15 protein-coding genes are annotated in these 17,213 nt (G+C 74.4%); 13 read left to right on the top strand and 2 right to left on the bottom strand.

Annotated elements, in window-relative coordinates:
• The coding region (locus FXF52_RS23135) for an LVIVD repeat-containing protein (protein ID WP_148799962.1) at positions 1–1,340 on the bottom strand (1,340 nt) is incomplete at its 3' end.
• Between the two features lie 138 nt (positions 1,341–1,478).
• Between FXF52_RS23135 and FXF52_RS23130 the strand changes: the two genes are divergently transcribed.
• The 5 genes from FXF52_RS23130 to FXF52_RS23110 all read left to right on the top strand — a co-directional run bounded on the left by FXF52_RS23130 (position 1,479) and on the right by FXF52_RS23110 (position 7,884).
• Positions 1,479–2,162 carry a DUF305 domain-containing protein gene (locus FXF52_RS23130; RefSeq protein ID WP_148799960.1) on the top strand — a complete coding sequence of 228 codons (684 nt, stop codon included), beginning with the start codon at positions 1,479–1,481 and terminating at the stop codon, positions 2,160–2,162.
• A gap of 406 nt (positions 2,163–2,568) precedes the next feature.
• Positions 2,569–3,810, top strand: a complete 1,242-nt coding sequence (locus FXF52_RS23125) for a sensor histidine kinase (RefSeq protein ID WP_148799958.1) — start codon at positions 2,569–2,571, stop codon at positions 3,808–3,810.
• The gene (locus FXF52_RS23120) at positions 3,807–4,472 is read left to right on the top strand and encodes a response regulator transcription factor (protein WP_148799956.1); all 666 of its coding nucleotides are present in this window, start codon (positions 3,807–3,809) and stop codon (positions 4,470–4,472) included. Before FXF52_RS23125 ends, FXF52_RS23120 begins: the two co-directional genes overlap by 4 nt.
• Positions 4,473–4,621: 149 nt before the next feature.
• Positions 4,622–5,395 carry an ABC transporter ATP-binding protein gene (locus tag FXF52_RS23115; RefSeq protein ID WP_148799954.1) on the top strand — a complete coding sequence of 258 codons (774 nt, stop codon included), beginning with the start codon at positions 4,622–4,624 and terminating at the stop codon, positions 5,393–5,395.
• A gap of 5 nt (positions 5,396–5,400) precedes the next feature.
• A complete protein-coding gene (locus FXF52_RS23110; RefSeq protein ID WP_148799952.1) occupies positions 5,401–7,884 on the top strand; it encodes an ABC transporter permease in 2,484 nt (827 codons plus the stop codon).
• An 82-nt stretch (positions 7,885–7,966) separates the two neighbouring features.
• On the opposite strand, the gene FXF52_RS23105 is transcribed toward FXF52_RS23110, so the two are convergent.
• Positions 7,967–9,331 carry a serine/threonine-protein kinase gene (locus FXF52_RS23105; RefSeq protein ID WP_148799950.1) on the bottom strand — a complete coding sequence of 455 codons (1,365 nt, stop codon included), beginning with the start codon at positions 9,329–9,331 and terminating at the stop codon, positions 7,967–7,969.
• 545 nt (positions 9,332–9,876) lie between these two features.
• Between FXF52_RS23105 and FXF52_RS23100 the strand changes: the two genes are divergently transcribed.
• The 8 genes from FXF52_RS23100 to FXF52_RS23065 all read left to right on the top strand — a co-directional run bounded on the left by FXF52_RS23100 (position 9,877) and on the right by FXF52_RS23065 (position 17,188).
• Positions 9,877–10,518 (top strand): RNA polymerase sigma factor, encoded by a 642-nt coding sequence (locus FXF52_RS23100; RefSeq protein ID WP_148799948.1) that lies wholly within the window; start codon positions 9,877–9,879, stop codon positions 10,516–10,518.
• 16 nt (positions 10,519–10,534) lie between these two features.
• Positions 10,535–11,401 carry a hypothetical protein gene (locus tag FXF52_RS23095; protein WP_148799946.1) on the top strand — a complete coding sequence of 289 codons (867 nt, stop codon included), beginning with the start codon at positions 10,535–10,537 and terminating at the stop codon, positions 11,399–11,401.
• Positions 11,402–11,600: 199 nt separating this feature from the next.
• Entirely contained in the window at positions 11,601–12,836 is a 1,236-nt protein-coding gene (gene egtA / locus FXF52_RS23090; RefSeq protein WP_148799945.1) for an ergothioneine biosynthesis glutamate--cysteine ligase EgtA, read from the top strand.
• Complete coding sequence (gene egtB, locus FXF52_RS23085; protein WP_148799943.1) at positions 12,833–14,170, top strand: ergothioneine biosynthesis protein EgtB; 1,338 nt, start codon at positions 12,833–12,835, stop codon at positions 14,168–14,170. The genes egtA and egtB overlap by 4 nt, the downstream gene beginning before the upstream one ends.
• A 42-nt stretch (positions 14,171–14,212) precedes the next feature.
• The gene (gene egtC / locus FXF52_RS23080; protein WP_148799941.1) at positions 14,213–14,959 is read left to right on the top strand and encodes an ergothioneine biosynthesis protein EgtC; all 747 of its coding nucleotides are present in this window, start codon (positions 14,213–14,215) and stop codon (positions 14,957–14,959) included.
• A gap of 52 nt (positions 14,960–15,011) precedes the next feature.
• Positions 15,012–15,977 (top strand): L-histidine N(alpha)-methyltransferase, encoded by a 966-nt coding sequence (egtD, locus tag FXF52_RS23075; protein WP_148799939.1) that lies wholly within the window; start codon positions 15,012–15,014, stop codon positions 15,975–15,977.
• A 238-nt stretch (positions 15,978–16,215) separates the two neighbouring features.
• Positions 16,216–16,803, top strand: a complete 588-nt coding sequence (locus FXF52_RS23070) for a TMEM165/GDT1 family protein (protein WP_148799937.1) — start codon at positions 16,216–16,218, stop codon at positions 16,801–16,803.
• 169 nt (positions 16,804–16,972) lie between these two features.
• Positions 16,973–17,188 (top strand): hypothetical protein, encoded by a 216-nt coding sequence (locus FXF52_RS23065; protein ID WP_148799935.1) that lies wholly within the window; start codon positions 16,973–16,975, stop codon positions 17,186–17,188.
• Positions 17,189–17,213 lie beyond the last annotated feature (25 nt).

The raw sequence follows: 17,213 nt of genomic DNA, 5'->3' as shown, positions 1-17,213 counted from the left end.
CTGGAGTAGATGTGGCCGTTGTACCAGTACGCGGACCAGGAGCCGCCCGTGCGGAGCTGGGTGTCGGAGAGCGGCCCGCGCTCCCAGAAGCCGATCTCCTTCGGGTGGCGGGAGTCGGTGAACTCCCAGACCGAGACGCCGCCCTGGTACCAGGCCTGGACCATGATGTCGCGGCCGGGCACCGGGATCAGCGAACCGTTGTGCGCGACACAGTTCTCGGTGTCGGCGTTGGTCCGCGGGATCTTGAAGTAGCTGCGGAAGACCAGCTTGCGGGCGTCGCCGCGGCCGGTGACGTCGTAGATGGCGTCCGCGCCGCGGTTCGGCCCGGTGGCCGGGTTGCAGGTCGCCGCGCCGCCCCCGCCCAGCTCGTCGGTGAAGACCACCTTGGTCCCGGCGTTGTTGAAGGTCGCCGAGTGCCAGAAGGCGAAATTCTCCGTGTCCCGCACCCGGTTGATCACCCGGGGCGCCTCCCGGTTGGCGATGTCCATCAGGATGCCGTCGCCCATGCAGGCGCCGGCGGCCAGGTCCTTCGCCGGGTACACGGTGATGTCGTGGCAGCCGCTGGTGGCCGTCTTCTGCTGCGGGATGCCCGGGTATCCGCCGTCGGGGAAGAGGTTCGGGGTGGCCACCACGGCCGCGTCGGTCGGCGACCGCAGCGGCACCTTCACGATGGAGATGGAGTCGTGCGGCGGCGGGCAGCCCACGTACGTGTCCGACGGCCCGTACGAGGAGACGTACAGGTAGACCGACTTGCTGTCCTTGGCCGGCACCAGGGTGTGGGTGTGCGAGCCGCAGGCAGTCTGCACCGACTTGATGTAGCGCGGGTTGGCCTTGTCGGTGATGTCGAAGACCTTGATGCCCTCCCACTTGGTCTCGGACCGGTCGACGCCGGTGCTGGCGCAGGAGTCGTCGCTGCGCGGCGAGTCGGTGGAGAGGAAGAGCAGGTTGCCGTAGACGGAGACGTCGTTCTGCGAGCCGGGGCAGAGCACCTGCGACACGATCTTCGGTGCGCTGGGCTGGCCGATGTCATAGATGACGACGCCGTCGTAGTTGCCGACGAAGGCGTACCGGCCCTGGAATGCCAGGTCGGAGCCGAAGGCCGCGCTCGTGTCGAACGGCGCCTGCTTCGGCAGGTTGGCGATCTGACGGAGGTTGGGGCTGCTGGAGATTTCATCCACCCCGAGACCGGCCCCGTTGACCGTGGCCGGCTCGACGCTGAGCCGGGGGGTCTCCTGGGCGCTGCTGACGGGGGCAGTGGCCACCCCGGCGACGAGCAGTCCGGCGGCGGTCAGGCTGACGATCCGGAGTCGGCGGGTGGGTGACGTGCGGGACCTGATCATCGGCAACACCCTTCGAAAGGGGGATGATGATGTCGACACCTTACCGGGCGGTGACGTAGATCTATGTGATGTGGGTCACATCAAACGCCGTTCGTCTATGGATAGGATCGCTGCCACCTCGACCGGAGGGAGCGGCGTATGACCGGCCGGCAGGCACGCATCTGGGCCGCCGTCACAGGCGGCGCCGTACTCCTGGTCGCGCTCGGGCTGGCCCTGTCTCGGGCGGGCGACGGTGGAGCGGTGGTCGCGCGGGCGCCGGCCCCGAACGCGTCGTCCACCGTGGACGCACCGCCGGTCATCGTGCCCGGCCGGCCGGGGGAGTCGGCGACCACCCGCCCGGGGCAGGAGGTGCGCAACGCCGAATCGGCCCGCTACAACAGCCTCGATGTCTGGTTCGTCCGGATGATGATCCCGCACCACCAGCAGGCGGTAGAGATGGCCGCCCTCGCGACGGACCGGGCCGCCGATCCCCGGGTACGCGCCGTCGCCGAGCGGATCCGCGCCGCGCAGGGGCCGGAGATCGGCGTGCTGCGCGGCTGGCTCGGCGCGCGCGGCCTGCCGGCCGAGGTCTCCGGGCACGACCACGGCACGATGCGCGGCATGCAGCCCCCCGAGGCGATGCGGCAGCTCGCCGCCGCCCGGGGCGCCGAGTTCGACCGCCGCTTCGTCCGCATGATGACCGAGCATCACCAGGGTGCCGTGGCAATGGCCACCGACCTGCTCAGGGTCGGCGCGGACCAGACCATGCAGGAGTTCGCCAACGCGGTCGCCACCGAGCAGTCCGCCGAGATCGCCCGCCTGCACGACCTCGTCGCCCCCTGACGGGACCCGCGCCGGGCTTCGCAGCCGGCTGCGGCCCGGTGCCCGGCGCAGCACCGGTCTGCCTCGCGAGTCCTTTCGAGCTGAGTCGTTGGTGATGTCAGCCGCCGCCCGGGCTCCTCCGCGGGCGACGGGAAGAGGAAGAGGGCCCGCGCGGCACCGGCGGGTCACCCGGGCACGGCGTGTTCGCGGCAGGCAAGTCCTCATGACGTGGCTACGAACTTGATGACGTGAAGGATCGCGCCTCGCGGGCCGCTGATTCGTCTTCGTCATCAGGTCTGTAGGCAGTCATCAGTGTTACCTCCGAGCACGCCGCAGCCGCCGCAGCTCCGGATCATGGCGGGCAATGGGCGCGGAAACCCGGGGCGGTAGCGCTGGGCAGCGACCGTCGACCCGCCACGTACGCTGGGTGACCGTGGACCGCATCATCTTCGGGCGCCCGCTACGCAGCGTCGCCTTCGACGTCGCCGTGGCCGGGCTGGTGGCGCTCTTCGCCGTCGCCGGGGTGGTCGCCCAGCCGGGCGGCTGGAAGGCCACCTGCGTCGGGATCGTGATGGCCCTGGTCCTGCTGTTCCGGCGTACCCATCCGACGGCGGTGGCCGCGGTGGTGGCCGCGCTCGCGCTCGTCCAGGTGGTGTTCCGTTGGGGGCCGTTGGGTTACGACATCGCCGTGCTGATCGCCCTCTACAGCGTGGTCAAGTACGCCGACCGGCTCCGTGACGGCGTGCTCGCCGGGGCGGTCGCCGCGGTCGGCGTGGTGCTGGCCGCGCTGCAGGTGCGCGGGCCGGCCGCCTGGTGGGCCAGCGCGATCTACTTCGGGCTGATCACCGGCGCGGTGTGGCTGATGGGGCTGAACGTGCGGACCCGCCGGCTCTACGTGCTGAGCCTGGAGGAACGGGCCACCACCCTGGAACGGGAGCGGGAGGCCGAGTCCCGGGCGGCGGTGGCCGAGGAGCGCACCCGGATCGCCCGGGAGCTGCACGACGTGGTGGCACACAGCATGGCGGTCATGATCGTGCAGGCGGACGGGGTGCGGTTCACCATCGACCGTGACCCGGCCACCGCCCGGGAGGCCGCCAAGGTGGTGGCGGACACCGGCCGGCAGGCGCTGGAGGAGATGCGCCGGCTGGTGGGCGTACTGCGGGAGCCGAGCCGGCCGGAGCCGGCGGCCGCGCCGGAAATGGCGGCCGAGCCCGGCGGCGAACTGTCCGCCGAGCCGGCCCACCGCCGGCCGGCGCTGGTCGAACTGCCCCACCTGCTGGACCGCTTCCGCGCCGCCGGCCTGCGGGTGACCTGCACCACCACCGGCGCGGCGGTGCCCCTGCCGCCGGGCCTGGAACTGACCGTCTACCGGGTGGTGCAGGAATCGCTGACCAACGCGCTCAAGCACGCCGGGGTGGGCGCGTCCGTGGCGCTGAGCCTGGACTGGTCCGCGGACGCCGTCGTGGTCCGGGCCGTCGACGACGGGCACGGCCGGCCGGTGGTCCGGCCGGCGCCGTCCGGCGGGCACGGCCTGGTCGGCATGCGCGAGCGGGTCGGGGTGTACGACGGCAGCCTCACCGCCGGTCCCGCGCTGGCCGGGGGCTGGCGGGTCGAGGCGCGGCTGCCGCTACCGTCGGCGCCGGGTATCGAGAGAGAGGTGGCGGCTTGACTGTCCGGGTGGTGATCGTCGATGACCAGGCGCTGGTGCGCGCCGGGTTCCGGATGGTGCTGGACTCCCAGCCCGACCTGGCGGTGGTCGGCGAGGCGATCGACGGCGCGGACGCGCTGCGCGTGCTGGACCGGGTCGAGGCCGACGTGGTCGTCATGGACCTGCGGATGCCGACCATGGACGGGGTGGAGGCGACCCGGCGGATCTGTGCCCGGCCGCCCGCCGGGCGGCCGCGGGTCCTGGTGCTCACCACCTTCGACACCGAGGCCGACGCGTTCGCCGCGCTCCAGGCGGGGGCCAGCGGGTTCCTGCTGAAGAACGTGCCGCCGGAGGATTTGCTGGCCGCGATCCGGGTGGTCGCGGAAGGCGACTCGGTGGTCGCCCCGTCGATCACCCGGCGGCTGCTCGACCGGTTTGCCGGCCAACTCGGCCCCGCCCCCACCGAGGACCCGCGGCTCGCCCAGCTCACCGAGCGGGAGCGGGAGATCCTGCTGCTGGTGGCGCAGGGGCTGTCCAACGCCGAGATCGCCGCCCGGGTGCACGTCGCGGAGGCGACGGTCAAGACGCACGTCGGCCGGATCCTGGCGAAGCTCCAGCTCCGCGACCGGGTGCAGGCGGTGGTGCTGGCGTACGAGAGCGGGCTGGTCACGCCGGGCGGCTGAGCCGGCGTACGACCTGGGTCGTACGGGTCCACCCGGTCCGGGGCGACCACCGGCGTACCAGGATCGAGCGCGCAGGTGGAGATCAACCAGACGGTGTCGCGCATAGCGTCGGAGACGTCAGATGAACGTCTCCACACGGGGAGCAACACGTGTCCGTCGCACCCGCGACCACCGGCGTCGCCGTCACCGCCCGAGCGCTGCGCAAGGAGTACGGCTCCGCGCAGTCCCGCGTCGTCGCCCTCGACGGCGTCGACCTCGACCTCGCCGCCGGCCAGTTCACCGCCGTCATGGGCCCCTCCGGCTCCGGTAAGTCCACCCTCATGCACTGCCTCGCCGGCCTCGACCGGCCCTCCGCCGGGACGGTCCGGATCGGTGACGCCGACCTGGCCCGGCTCGACGACCGCCGGCTGACCCTGCTGCGCCGGGAGCGGATCGGTTTCGTCTTCCAGAAGTTCAACCTGCTGCCGACCCTCACCGCCGAGGAGAACATCGTGCTGCCGCTGGCCATCGCCGGCCGCCGGCCCGATGCGGCCTGGCTGCGGCAGGTGGTGGCCGCGGTCGGCCTGACCGACCGTCTCGGGCACCGGCCGGCCGAGCTCTCCGGCGGACAGCAGCAGCGGGTGGCGGTGGCCCGCGCGCTGATCACCCGCCCCTGGGTGCTCTTCGCCGACGAGCCCACCGGCAACCTCGACTCCCGCTCCGGCGCGGAGGTGCTGGGCCTGCTGCGCGAGGCGGTCGACACCCTCGGCCAGACCGTGGTCATGGTGACCCACGACCCGGTGGCCGCCGGCTACGCCGACCGGGTCGTCTTCCTCGCCGATGGCCGGGTGGTCGACGAACTGGTCCGGCCCACCGTCGGCCAGGTACGCGAGGCGCTCACCCGCCTCGACCCGGCCGCCGCCGGCGTGCGGGCGGGGCGGTGACCGGGATGTTGCGCCTCACCCTGCGCCAGGTTCGCGCCGACTGGCTGCGCCTGCTCCTCTCCTCGCTGGCGATCGTCCTCGGCGTCGCCTTCGTCGCCGGTACCCTGATCTTCACCGACGGCATCCGCGCCGGGGCGTACGCCCGCGCCGGCACCTTCGACCGGCACACCGACCTCGGCGTGTACGGCCCGGACGACAAGCCCCTGCCGCCCGCCCTGGTGGACCGGGTCCGGGCCGTCGACGGGGTGGCCGCCGCCGGGGGTGAGCTGCTCGGCTCGGGCGGGGTCGTCGGCGCCGACGGCCGGCCGGTGCTCGGCTACGCCGTCCTCGCCGCCGTCCCCACCGACCCGGCCGTGCAGTCGTACGACGTGGTGGCCGGCCGGCTGCCGCAACGCCCGGGCGAGCTGGTCCTCGACGCGCCCACCGTCGCCGAGCAGGGCTTCCGGCTCGGCTCCCCGGTCCGCGTCGGCGGCGCCACCGGGGCGGCCCGGCCGTACACCCTGGTCGGCACCGTCGACGTGGACGGCACCTCGCGGGACGTCGGCGGGCCCTACATCGGGCTGGCCGGCGCCGACGCCCTCACGGTGAGCGGCCAACGCGGGTACGACCGGATCGTCGTCGCCGCCCGGCCCGGGGTGGACCGCGCCGCGCTCGTCGAGCGGGTCCGGGCGGCGGTGGGGCCCGGCGTGGTGGTCAAGGACCGGCAGCGGATCCTCGACGAGGCCGTGGAGGACGGCGTCCGGAACCTGCGGCAGTTCAGCGCCTTCCTGCTCACCTTCGCCGCGGTGGCCGTGGTGGTTTCCGGCTTCGTCATCGCCAACACCTTCGCCATCGTGCTGGCCCAGCGCACCCGGCGTACCGCGCTGCTCCGGCTGGTCGGGGCCACCCGTGGCCAGGTGTTCCGGGCCACCCTGCTGGAAGCGGCGGTGACCGGGTTGGTCGCGTCGGCCGCCGGGGTGCTGGCCGGGGCGGGTCTGGCCGTCGGGCTGGACGCCCTGATGTCGGCCCAGAACGCGCCGGCGGGTGGCCCGCTCACCATGCGCCCCGCGACGGTGCTGCTCTGCCTCCTCCTCGGCACCCTGATGACGGTCGGCGCCGCCGCGGTGCCGAGCTGGCAGGGCACCCGGATCGCCCCGGTGGCGGCGCTGACCGACGCGGCGGTGCAGCCGGCCCGGCGGGCGGGCCGGATCCGGCTCGCGGCCGGTGCGCTGGCGCTCGCCGCTGGTGTGGCCGCCCTGCTCGGCGCCGGCGCGGCCGGCCAGGTGGCGCTGGTCGCGCTCGGCGGGGTGCTGGCCTTCTTCGGGATCGTGCTGTTCGGGCCGGTGCTGGTGCCGGCGCTGGTCCGCCTGCTCGGCCGGCCGGTGCGCCCGCTGCTCAGCGCGACCGCCGGGCTGGCCGTGGCCAACGCCGTACGCAACCCGCGCCGGATCGCCGCCACCGCCACCGCGCTGGTGATCGGGATCGGTCTCGTCACTGCCTTCGTGGTCGGCGCGGCCAGCGCCAAGCGGGGCATCGAGGACGCGGTCGACGCCGAGGTCGGGGTGGACTTCGTGGTGACCGGCATCGGTGGCGACCTGCCGGCCCCGCTGGCCGGCGCGCTGGCCGCCCGCCCCGAGCTGGGCGTGGTGCACGAGCAGCGCAGCCGGGTGGCCGACGGGGTGCAGCTGCGCGCGGCGCACCCGGCGCTGGTGCGCCGGACGCTGACCGGCGTCGACGCCGGGGACGCGGGCGGCCTCGGGCCCGGTGCGGTGCTGGTGCACCGCGAGCTGGCTGCGGCGCGCGGCTGGACCGTCGGGCAGACCGTCACCCTCGCCGGCCGGCAGTTCCGGATCGCCGCGGTGGTACGCGCCGACGAGGCGCCGCTCGCCGGCAGCCCGGTCCCCGCCGGGTACGTGGTCGACGTGCTGGACGCGGATTTCACCCGGCTCTTCCCGGCGCAGCGCGGCTACCTCGCCGAGGTGGACCCGGCGCCCGGGGTCGCCACGGCGACCGCGAAGGCGGCGATCACGCAGGTGCTGGCCGACTACCCGACGGTCAACCTGATGGACCAGGCGGCGTACAAGAAGATGCTCACCGGCACGGTGGACATGGTGCTGGGCTTCGTCACCGCGTTGCTCGGCCTGGCGGTGGTCATCGCCCTGGTCGGGGTAGCCAACACGCTGAGCCTGTCGGTGGTGGAACGCACCCGGGAGAACGCGGTGCTGCGGGCGGTGGGGCTGACCCGGGGCGGCATGCGGGCCGCGCTGGCCGTCGAGGCGGTGCTCATCGCGCTGGTCGGCGCGGTGCTCGGCGTCGCCCTCGGCACCGCGGTCGCCGCCGGCGCGATGGCCGTGGTGGCCCGGGTGGGCGGCACCTTCATCCTGGTGCTGCCGCCGGCGCGGATCGCCCTGATCCTCGGCGTGGCGGTGCTGGCCGCACTGGCCGCCTCCGTCCTCCCGGCCCGGCGCGCGCTGTCCCGGCCGGTGGTGGAGGCGCTGGGCGCGGAGTGACCGATCGCGCCGTACAGCACGAGCCGGTCCCGCATCTGCTGCGGGACCGGCTCGGCCGTGCGCTCGTCGCCGTCCGGTGGGGTCAGTTGCCCGCCGCGGGCGGCTGGCCGCCCTCGGGTGGCGTGGTGGTCGTGTCGGTCGGTGGCGTCGAGTTGTCCGTCGGTGGGGTGGTGCTCGGTGGCGTCGACGGCGGGGTCGGGGGCGTCGACGGCACCTCCGACGGGGACGCCTCGACGGACCCGCTCGGGGTCGGGGTGGGGGTCGCCGTCACCGAGCGCCTGGTGTCTGGCCGGGACGGACGGCGGGTCCGCCCGCCCTGGTCCGCGGGCGTCTCGGTCGCCGCTGTCGATTCCGCGTCGTCGCTGTGTGTGACGGCGGTCGGCGTGGTCTCGATCGTGGTCGCCGGATCGCGCACGTCCCTCGCCGCACCGAGTGCCGCGCCCAGGGCGGTCAGTGCGACCAGCACCGCGGCCAGCGCGCCGACCAGGGTGCCGCGCCGGCCCCGCCGCCCGGCGGGGGCCACCATGGCCAGGGGGGCCGCGAGGGTCGGGTCGTCCCGGGTGGCGGGGCCGACCGCCCCGCGCAGCGCCACCGGCACCATCGCGGTCGGCGCCCCGGCCATGGCCGCCCGGGCGGCCGCGGCCATGGCCGCGCCGTCCGGGTAGCGGTCTGCCGGGTCCTTGGCGAGAGCGCGGGCGACCAGGTCCCGGACCGGCTGCGGGATGTCAGCCGGCAGCTCCGGCGGCTCGTCGTCCAAGTGCCGGACGGCCACCTGCAGCGGGTTGTCGCCGGTGAACGGCGGGCTGCCGGTGAGGCAGCAGTAGGCCACCGCCCCCAGCGCGTAGATGTCGGTGGCGCCGGAGACCGGTCGGCCGGCCGCCTGCTCGGGTGCCATGTAGAGCGCGGTGCCGGGCACCGCGTTGGTGCTGGTGATGCTGGTGACGTTGGTCGACCGGGCCACCCCGAAGTCGACCAGCACCACGGCGCCGTCCTGCTGCACCAGCAGGTTGCTCGGCTTCACGTCCCGGTGGACGATGCCCCGGGCGTGCGCCGCCTGCAGGGCCTGGGCCACCTGCGCCACGATGGACATCGTCTCGGCGACCTCGAGATGGCCGGCCTCCTGGATCCGCCGGGAGAGCGGCTCGCCCTCGACGAACTCCATGACCAGGTAGTCGGCCCGGCCGCCGTCGGGCAGCTCGTCCTCGCCGCAGTCGAAGACCTGGACGACGCCGGGGTGGCGCAGGGACGCCATGATCCGCGCCTCGGCGCGGAAGCGGGCGATGAAATCGGGGTCAGAGACCAGCGCGGGAAGCAGGACCTTCACCGCGACCTGACGACCCAGCACCAGGTCGGTGGCACGCCAGACGTCACCCATGCCGCCGGTGGCGACACGGTCATCCAGGCGGTACCGGCCGCTGAGTACGACCCCCGAAGACAACACCCCCATACCGTACCCAGTGCCGCCCCGAAGTATTTCCCGCGATCTCTCCCGTCACGGCCGGCGGCCGGTCCGACCGCCCTCCGCCGAACGGCCAGCGGGCACTTGCGCCGATTGGTCGACCGTGACGGCTCGGGTACGATCGGTCAGGAAAAGCCGCTCGACGACTGGTTTATCCGCGTTGACCGGACCGGCTCCGGCCCTGCGACGACCTGTGGCGTCCCAGGCGTGTTTTTCGTTACCTCGACCCGCCGCGATCGGCGGTTGAGAATTCTCACTCTTTCGCCGCCGGATGGCGGCTTGTCCACCCGGGTATCGGCTCCTAGCGTTAGCCCGGCTCTGGGCTGGCCCACGCCGCCGGTACGGTATGTCCGCCGACGGCCGTACTTCGCGGCACGTGTGTCCATGCGCGCGCCCCGCACGCTTCCGCGGGCGCCGATACAGGTCAGCGGGGGGTTGATGGTTCGGGTGCAGCTCCGGTCACCGGGCCGGGACAGGCGCCGGGTACGCCGGCACCGGCACGCGCCGGCCCGGAGAACGGAAACGGCGAATCCATGACCGGTGAGCTGAGCGAGGCGGTTGCCGCGGCCCAGGCGGGCGACGAGGAGGCCTTCCGCTTCCTCTACCGCAGCCTGCAACCCGGGCTGCTGCGCTACCTCACCGCCCTGGTCGGCGCGGACGCCGAGGACGTCGCCTCCGAGGCCTGGCTGCAGATCTCGCGTGACCTGCCCGGCTTCGCCGGCGGGGAGTTTCGCGCGTGGACGGTCACCATCGCCCGCAACCGGGCCATGGACCACCTGCGCCGGCAGCGTCGGCGGCCGTCCCTGCCGGTGCCGGTGCAGGCGCTCAGCGAGCTGGCCGGGGACGCCGACACCGCCGAGCGGGCCGGCGAGACCATCGGTACCGAGAGCGCGCTCGCGCTGATCGCCACGCTGCCACAGCGGGAGGCGGAGGCGGTGCTGCTGCGCGCCGTGATCGGGCTCGACGCGGAGACCGCCGGGCGGGTGCTGGGTCGGCGGGCGGGCGCGGTCCGTACCGCCGCGCACCGGGGGCTGCGCCGCCTCGCCGCGCTCCTGGAACGCTCCGACGTGCGCCAGCCGTCGGGCCGGGCCGAGCAGGCCACCCCGCCCCGCCCCCGTACCGGTCGGGGGCGACCGGCGCCGAGCGCACCCAAGGCCGAGCCGGCGGACGGCTGACGTGAGGGGAATCTGGATGCGATTTCGCCGGTCCGGCGGGCCCGCCCACCGGGCGGAGTCCGAGGGTCTGCTCGACGCGGCCCGTGGCGGTCAGCCCCCGACGGCCGAGGCCGATCCGCTGGCCCACCTGCTCGCCGCGGCGGCGGCGCCGGCCGAGCCGGGCGAGCTGTCCGGAGAGGAGCAGGCGCTCGCCGCGTTCCGGGCGGCCCGCGCGGCACCCGTACCGGCTACGGCTCGCGTGGCGCGTCGGTGGGGACGGCTCCGCGTCGGCGCGGCGGCCTGGCTGGCCGGGCTCGCTGCCACCGCCACCGCCGGGGTCGCGTTCGCCGCGGTGAGCCTCGACCGGCCCGACGAGCCGGCGCCGCCGGCCCCGACCACGCCGGGCAGCACCGGCGGGGAGAGCGCGGCGTCGCCGACGGGGTCCGGTGACGACCCGACCGCCACCGGAACGCCCGGCGCGGCCTCGACCACCGGCACCGGCCCGACCCCGACCGGCGGACCCGGCCAGCCGGCCGGCGCCGGAGAGCTCGCCGGCCACTGCCGGGCCTACCTGGCCAAGTCGCCCAGGCAGCGGGCCAGGGCGCTGGAGACGCCGGGCTTCGCCGACCTGGTCACCGCGGCGGGCGGGGCGGACCGGGTGGAGGACTACTGCCTCCGGCTGGTCCCGGACCGCGCCCCGAAGTCGTCCCCTGCTGCCCCCGCCACGTCGCCTGCCGCTCGCACCACGTCGCCCGAGGCCGCTCGCGCGACCACGCCGGCTCCGGCTTCCGACAAGGCTCCGGCTTCCGACAAGGCTCCGGCTTCCGACAAGTCGAGCACCGGCCGAGCAGACACCGGCAAATCGGGCAACGGCCCGGCAGGCGCGGCCAACGTGGATCGCTGATCCTGGCGCGGGCGCTGGCGAACGATCGCCGCCGACGCCGGCCGCGACCGGAACCCGGACAAAAATTCATCTCCCTCGGCGGGCGGGATCCGTCTGCTAGACAGAAGATGGGTGGGACCGCGGACGCCCCCGCCGGTGACGGTGCGGGCGTCCGTCGACACCGTGGTCGCCCACCCCGCACGGGGAGAGGAGTCTTCTCTTGGTGATGTCACCGGAGCTGGACCGGACGACCGTCCTGCCGGACGTGGCCGCCGCCGCCCGGCACATCGCCAGGATCTGCTTCAAAACCGGGCCACCCACGCTCACCGGCGTCGAACTGGAATGGACGGTGCACGACGCCGCGGACCCGGCCCGCCCGGTCGACCGCGAGCGCCTGCGCCGGGCGCTGGGGCCGCACTGCCCCGTCACCCTCGACCCCACCAGCCCTGCGGAGAGGCTCCGGCACGGCGGCACCGTGACCGTGGAGCCGGGCGGGCAGGTGGAAGTCTCCTCCGCGCCGCGACCGTCGATCGCCGCGCTGATCCTGGCCACCGAGGCCGACGTCGCCGAGCTGACCGCCGCGCTGGACGCCGCCGGCCTCGCCCTGGGCCGCACCGGCCTGGACCCCTGGCGCTCCCCGTGCTCCGTCGTGGAGACCCCCCGCTACCAGGCCATGCGCTGCGTCTTCGACCGGCACGGTCCGGCCGGTCAGGTCATGATGTACAGCACCGCCGGCCTGCAGGTCTGCCTGGACGCGGGCGAGCCGGAGCAACTGGCCGGACGGTGGGCCGCCGCCCACGCCGTCGGGCCGCCGCTGCTGGCCGCGTTCGCCACCGCCGACCGGTACGCCGGCCGGCGTACCGGATGGGCGTCGGCTCGGATGGCCGCCTGGCTGGCCATCGACGCGGCGCGGACCCGGCCGGTCTGGTCACCCGCCCAGCCCGACCGCGACCCGGTCACCGCCTGGACCGAGTACGCGCTCGCCGCGCCGCTGCTGTGCGTACGCGGCGACGGTCCAGACTGGACGCCGCCGGCTGACGTCACCTTCGCCGACTGGCTGGCCGGGGCGCTGCCCCGCCCGCCGACCACCGACGACCTGGCGTACCACATCAGCACCCTCTTCCCGCCGGTGCGGCCGCGCGGCTACCTGGAGGTCCGCTACCTGGACGCCCAGCCCCGGCGGGAATGGACGGTGCCGCTGGCAGTGCTGGCCGCGCTGTTTGCCGAGTCGACGACCACCCGGGACGCGCTGGCCGTGGCGGCCCCGGTCGCCGACCGCTGGCAGGCCGCGGCCCGGCACGGGCTCGCCGACCGCCCGCTGGCCGCCGCCGCGGTGGCCCTGTTCGACCTGGCCCTGGCGGCCCTGCCCCGGCTGGACCTGCCGGCCGGGATCCACGAGGAGACGAGCCGAGGAATCGTGCGGCGCCGCGCCGCCGCGGAGAGGGGACACCGGTGACCACGACCGAGCGGCCGGGTACGGACAGCGAGCAGCTACGCAGCCGGATCGCGGCGGAGCTGGACCGCACCCGGACCCGCACCGCGCTGCTGACCGACGCGGTGGACGACGACGACCTGATGCGGCAGCACTCCACCCTGATGTCCCCGCTGGTCTGGGACCTGGCCCACGTCGGCAACCAGGAGGAGCTCTGGCTGGTGCGGGACGTCGGCGGCCGCGGGCCGGTGCGTCGCGACATCGACGACCTTTACGACGCGTTCAAGCAGCCCCGCAAGGACCGACCCGCGCTGCCCCTGCTGCCCCCGGCCGAGGCCCGCGCCTACGTGCGCACCGTCCGGGACAAGGTGTACGACCTGCTCGACGGGATCCGGTTCACCGATCGGAAGCTGATCGAGGACGGCTTCGCGTTCGGGATGATCGTGCAGCACGAGCAGCAGCACGACGAGACGATGCTCGCCACCCACCAGCTGCGCGCCGGGGCGCCGGTGCTGGACGCGCCACCGCCGCCCGAGCCGCGCGGCCGGGTCGGCGGCGAGGTGCTGGTGCCGGCCGGTCCGTTCACCATGGGCACGTCGACCGACCCGTGGGCGCTGGACAACGAGCGCCCCGCCCACCCGGTGGACCTGCCCGCGTACGTCATCGACGCCGCACCGGTCACCAACGGTCAGTACCGCGCCTTCATCGACGACGGGGGGTACGCCGAGCCGCGCTGGTGGAGCGCGGCGGGCTGGCGACACCGCGTCGAGGCGGAGCTGAGCGCGCCGATGCACTGGCGGCGGGACGGCGACGGCTGGGCGTACCGCCGGTTCGGCCGCTGGTCGCCGGTGCGCGACGACGAGCCGGTGGTGCACGTCTGCTGGTACGAGGCGGAGGCGTACGCGGCCTGGGCCGGCAAGCGGCTGCCCACCGAGGCGGAGTGGGAGAAGGCGGCCCGCTGGGACCCGGCGACCGGCCGGTCCCGCCGCTACCCGTGGGGCGACGACGACCCGACCGTCGCGCACGCGAACCTGGGGCAGCGGCACCTCTGGCCGGCGCCGGTGGGCGCGTACCCGGCGGGCGCCTCGCCGCTCGGCGTGCACCAGCTCATTGGGGACGTCTGGGAGTGGACCTCGTCCACCTTCCGAGGGCATCCCGGCTTCGTGGCGTTTCCGTACCGCGAATACTCCGAGGTCTTCTTCGGCGACGAGTACCGGGTGCTGCGCGGCGGCTCCTTCGGCACCGACCGGGCGGCCTGCCGGGGCACCTTCCGCAACTGGGATTACCCGATCCGGCGGCAGATCTTCAGCGGGTTCCGCTGCGCCCGGGACGCCCGTCCCGAGGAGGCGCACTCGTGAACGAGCGGAGCGGGGCGCCGGCGTGAGCGGCGGTCCCGGCTGATGTGCCGCCACCTGGCGTACCTCGGTCCGCCGGTCAGCCTGCGCAGCCTGCTGTACGACCCCCCGTACGGGCTGCTGCGGCAGTCCTGGGCGCCCCGCGACATGCGCGGCGGCGGCACGATCAACGCGGACGGCTTCGGCGTCGGGTGGTACCCGGGGGCCGGCGACCCGGTCCGCTACCGGCGGGCGCAGCCCCTCTGGAGCGACACCACTCTGCCCGAGCTGGCGGCGGTGACGGTCGCCGGTGCGGTGCTGGCCGCGGTCCGGTCCGCCACGGTCGGTATGCCGGTGCAGGAGGCGGCCGCCGCGCCGTTCGCCGAGGGGCGCTGGCTGTTCAGCCACAACGGGGTGATCCGGGGCTGGCCGGACACGGTGGTGCCGCTCGCCGCCGAGCTGCCGGTCCGCGACCTGCTGACGTTGGACGCGCCGACCGACGCCGCGCTGCTGTGGGCGCTGGTCCGGCACCGGCTGCGGGCCGGGCACGATCCGACGCGGGCGGTGGCGGACACCGTCGCGGCGGTCACCGCGGCCGCGCCCGGGTCGCGGGTGAACATGCTGCTCACCGACGGTACGACGGCGGTGGCCAGTGTGGCCGGGCACGCCTTGTCGGTGCGCCGCGGCGCGGAGTCGGTGCTGTTGGCCTCGGAACCCCTCGACGACGACCCCGACTGGCAGGCGCTGCCGGACGGGCAGCTGGTGGTGGCGACCGCTACCGGGGTGCACACCCGGGACCTGGTGGTCGCCTAACCAACGTTTCCACGGGTAGGGCAGGACGTTCGGGTAACGGAAGGGACACCTCATGGGCGCGGAGCCACTGGAGATCTACCTGGCGGAGCAGGACCTGGACCGGAGCCTGCGGGAGGACGTACGGGTCGGGCTGACCGCGCAGCCGAAGTGGCTGCCACCGAAATGGTTCTACGACGCCCGGGGCAGCGAACTCTTCGGCGAGATCACCCGGCTGCCGGAGTACTACCCGACCCGGGCCGAGCGGGCGGTGCTGACCGAGCACGCCGACGAGATCGCCGAGCTGACCGGGGCGAAGACCCTGATCGAGCTGGGCTCCGGCTCGTCGGAGAAGACCCGGCTGCTGCTGGACGCGTTCACCCGCCACGGCGACCTGGGCACGTTCGTGCCGCTGGACGTGTCGGTCAGCGCGCTGCGGGAGTCCACCGACCAGATCGCCGCCGAGTACCCCGGGCTGCGGGTACGCGGCATCGTCGGCGACTTCACCCGGCAGCTCGACCGGCTGCCCACCGGCGGCCGGCGGCTGGTGGTGTTCCTCGGCGGCACCATCGGCAACCTGCTGCCGGTGGAGCGGGCGGAGTTCCTCACCGCCATGCGCGCCGCACTCGAAGCCGGGGACTGGCTGCTGATCGGCACCGACCTCGTCAAGGACCCGAAGGTGATCGTGCCCGCGTACGACGACACGGCCGGGGTGACCGCCGACTTCAACCGCAACGTGCTCCGCGTGATCAACCGGGAGCTGGGGGCGGACTTCGACCCGGAGGCGTTCACCCACGTGGCGGTCTGGGACCCGGAGCACGAGTGGATCAAGATGCGGCTGCGCGCCGAACATCCGACCCGGGTGCACGTGCTGGACCTGGACGTCGAGTTCGCCGCCGGTGAGGAACTGCGCACGGAAGTGTCAGCGAAGTTCCACCCCGAGGGGATCGCGGCGGAGCTGACCGACGCCGGCTTCGCTTCGCACGCGTTCTGGACCGACCCGGACGGGCTGTTCGGCGTCACCCTCGCCCGGGCCGACTGAGCGTGCCGGGCCGCCGCGGGTCACGCCGTGCACCCCCGGCGACCCTGCCCACTGGGGTGGGCTAGGCTGGGCCGCGCGAAGGGGAGTAGCCCCCAATGTCGTGGTCGACATACTGATGCGTTCCGCATCCGGCCACGCGGCCCCGGTCCCCGGGGCGGGCGAGACCTTCGACTCAGGCTGTCGCAGCCGGGTCGAGGGCGCCCCCGTACCTCCTCCCGGCTTGATCGGGAAGGTTCACATGGACGGTTTCCTCGTCGCCCTGGTGATCAGCTTCGGCGTCATCTTCGTCGCCGAGCTGGGCGACAAGTCCCAACTCATGGCCCTGACGTTCGCCACGCGGTTCAAGCCCGTGCCGGTGCTCATCGGCATCACCATCGCCACCGCGATCGTGCATCTGGCCTCGGTGGGGATCGGATACGGCCTGCACGCGGCGCTGCCCACCACCTGGATCTCGCTCATCGCCGGGGTGGCGTTCCTCGGTTTCGGCGCGTGGACGCTGCGCGGCGACAAGCTCACCGAGGAGGAGAAGCAGAAGGCCGAGAAGAGCAGCAAGTCCGCGGTGATCGCGGTCGGTGTCGCGTTCTTCCTGGCCGAGCTGGGTGACAAGACCATGCTGGCCACCATCACCCTGGCCACCAAGTACGGCTGGTTCGGCACCTGGCTCGGCTCCACGCTCGGCATGGTGGCCGCCGACGCCCTGGCGATCCTGGTCGGCCGGCTGCTCGGCCGGCACCTGCCGGAGAAGATCATCCGGTACGGCGCCGCGGTCCTGTTCGCCATCTCCGGCCTGTGGCTGATCCTGGAGGCGGTCAACAAGCTGACCTGAGCCCGGCGACCGGCACCGCCGCCGGCGACCGACCGGTCGCCGGCGGCGGTGCCGGCGATCGTCGAGCCCCGCCCCGGGTATGAAGATCTGCGCCGCGCTGCGCTGGGGGCCGCCACCGCATAGCGTGAGCGACGAGAGGCGAACCTTCGACGACCTTGGAGGTCAGCGCATGGCCAGGCACGACGAGCCAAACGAGTACGGCTTCGCCGGGGACCCCACCGCTCCCGAGCCGCCGCCCGGCGCGCGCCCCGACGAGCAGGACCTGGCCGAGGCGGTGGCGGTGCCGGCGGACGACCTCATGGAGCCGTACGCCGAGGCGGTCGAGGAGGAGACCGAGGAGCGGGAGGAGCCCGAGGAGGAGCGCACGGCCGATCGGCGGCGCTGACGCGCGACCTCCGGCGCTCCCGGCG

The organism is Micromonospora sp. MP36, assembly GCF_008119785.1.
Classification (GTDB): domain Bacteria; phylum Actinomycetota; class Actinomycetes; order Mycobacteriales; family Micromonosporaceae; genus Micromonospora.
Note: the sequence above shows the minus strand (reverse complement) of the source record. Positions and strands in the feature narration are given on the sequence as shown.

What these genes read in the sequence shown, in the direction of transcription:
- FXF52_RS23130 (WP_148799960.1), top strand. Translation starts at nt 1,479, where the DNA reads ATGACCGGCCGGCAGGCACGCATCTGGGCCGCCGTCACAGGCGGCGCC.
- FXF52_RS23110 (WP_148799952.1), top strand. Translation starts at nt 5,401, where the DNA reads ATGTTGCGCCTCACCCTGCGCCAGGTTCGCGCCGACTGGCTGCGCCTG.
- FXF52_RS23105 (WP_148799950.1), bottom strand. Translation starts at nt 9,331, where the DNA reads ATGGGGGTGTTGTCTTCGGGGGTCGTACTCAGCGGCCGGTACCGCCTG.
- FXF52_RS23100 (WP_148799948.1), top strand. Translation starts at nt 9,877, where the DNA reads ATGACCGGTGAGCTGAGCGAGGCGGTTGCCGCGGCCCAGGCGGGCGAC.
- FXF52_RS23095 (WP_148799946.1), top strand. Translation starts at nt 10,535, where the DNA reads ATGCGATTTCGCCGGTCCGGCGGGCCCGCCCACCGGGCGGAGTCCGAG.
- egtC (WP_148799941.1), top strand. Translation starts at nt 14,213, where the DNA reads ATGTGCCGCCACCTGGCGTACCTCGGTCCGCCGGTCAGCCTGCGCAGC.
- egtD (WP_148799939.1), top strand. Translation starts at nt 15,012, where the DNA reads ATGGGCGCGGAGCCACTGGAGATCTACCTGGCGGAGCAGGACCTGGAC.
- FXF52_RS23070 (WP_148799937.1), top strand. Translation starts at nt 16,216, where the DNA reads ATGGACGGTTTCCTCGTCGCCCTGGTGATCAGCTTCGGCGTCATCTTC.
- FXF52_RS23065 (WP_148799935.1), top strand. Translation starts at nt 16,973, where the DNA reads ATGGCCAGGCACGACGAGCCAAACGAGTACGGCTTCGCCGGGGACCCC.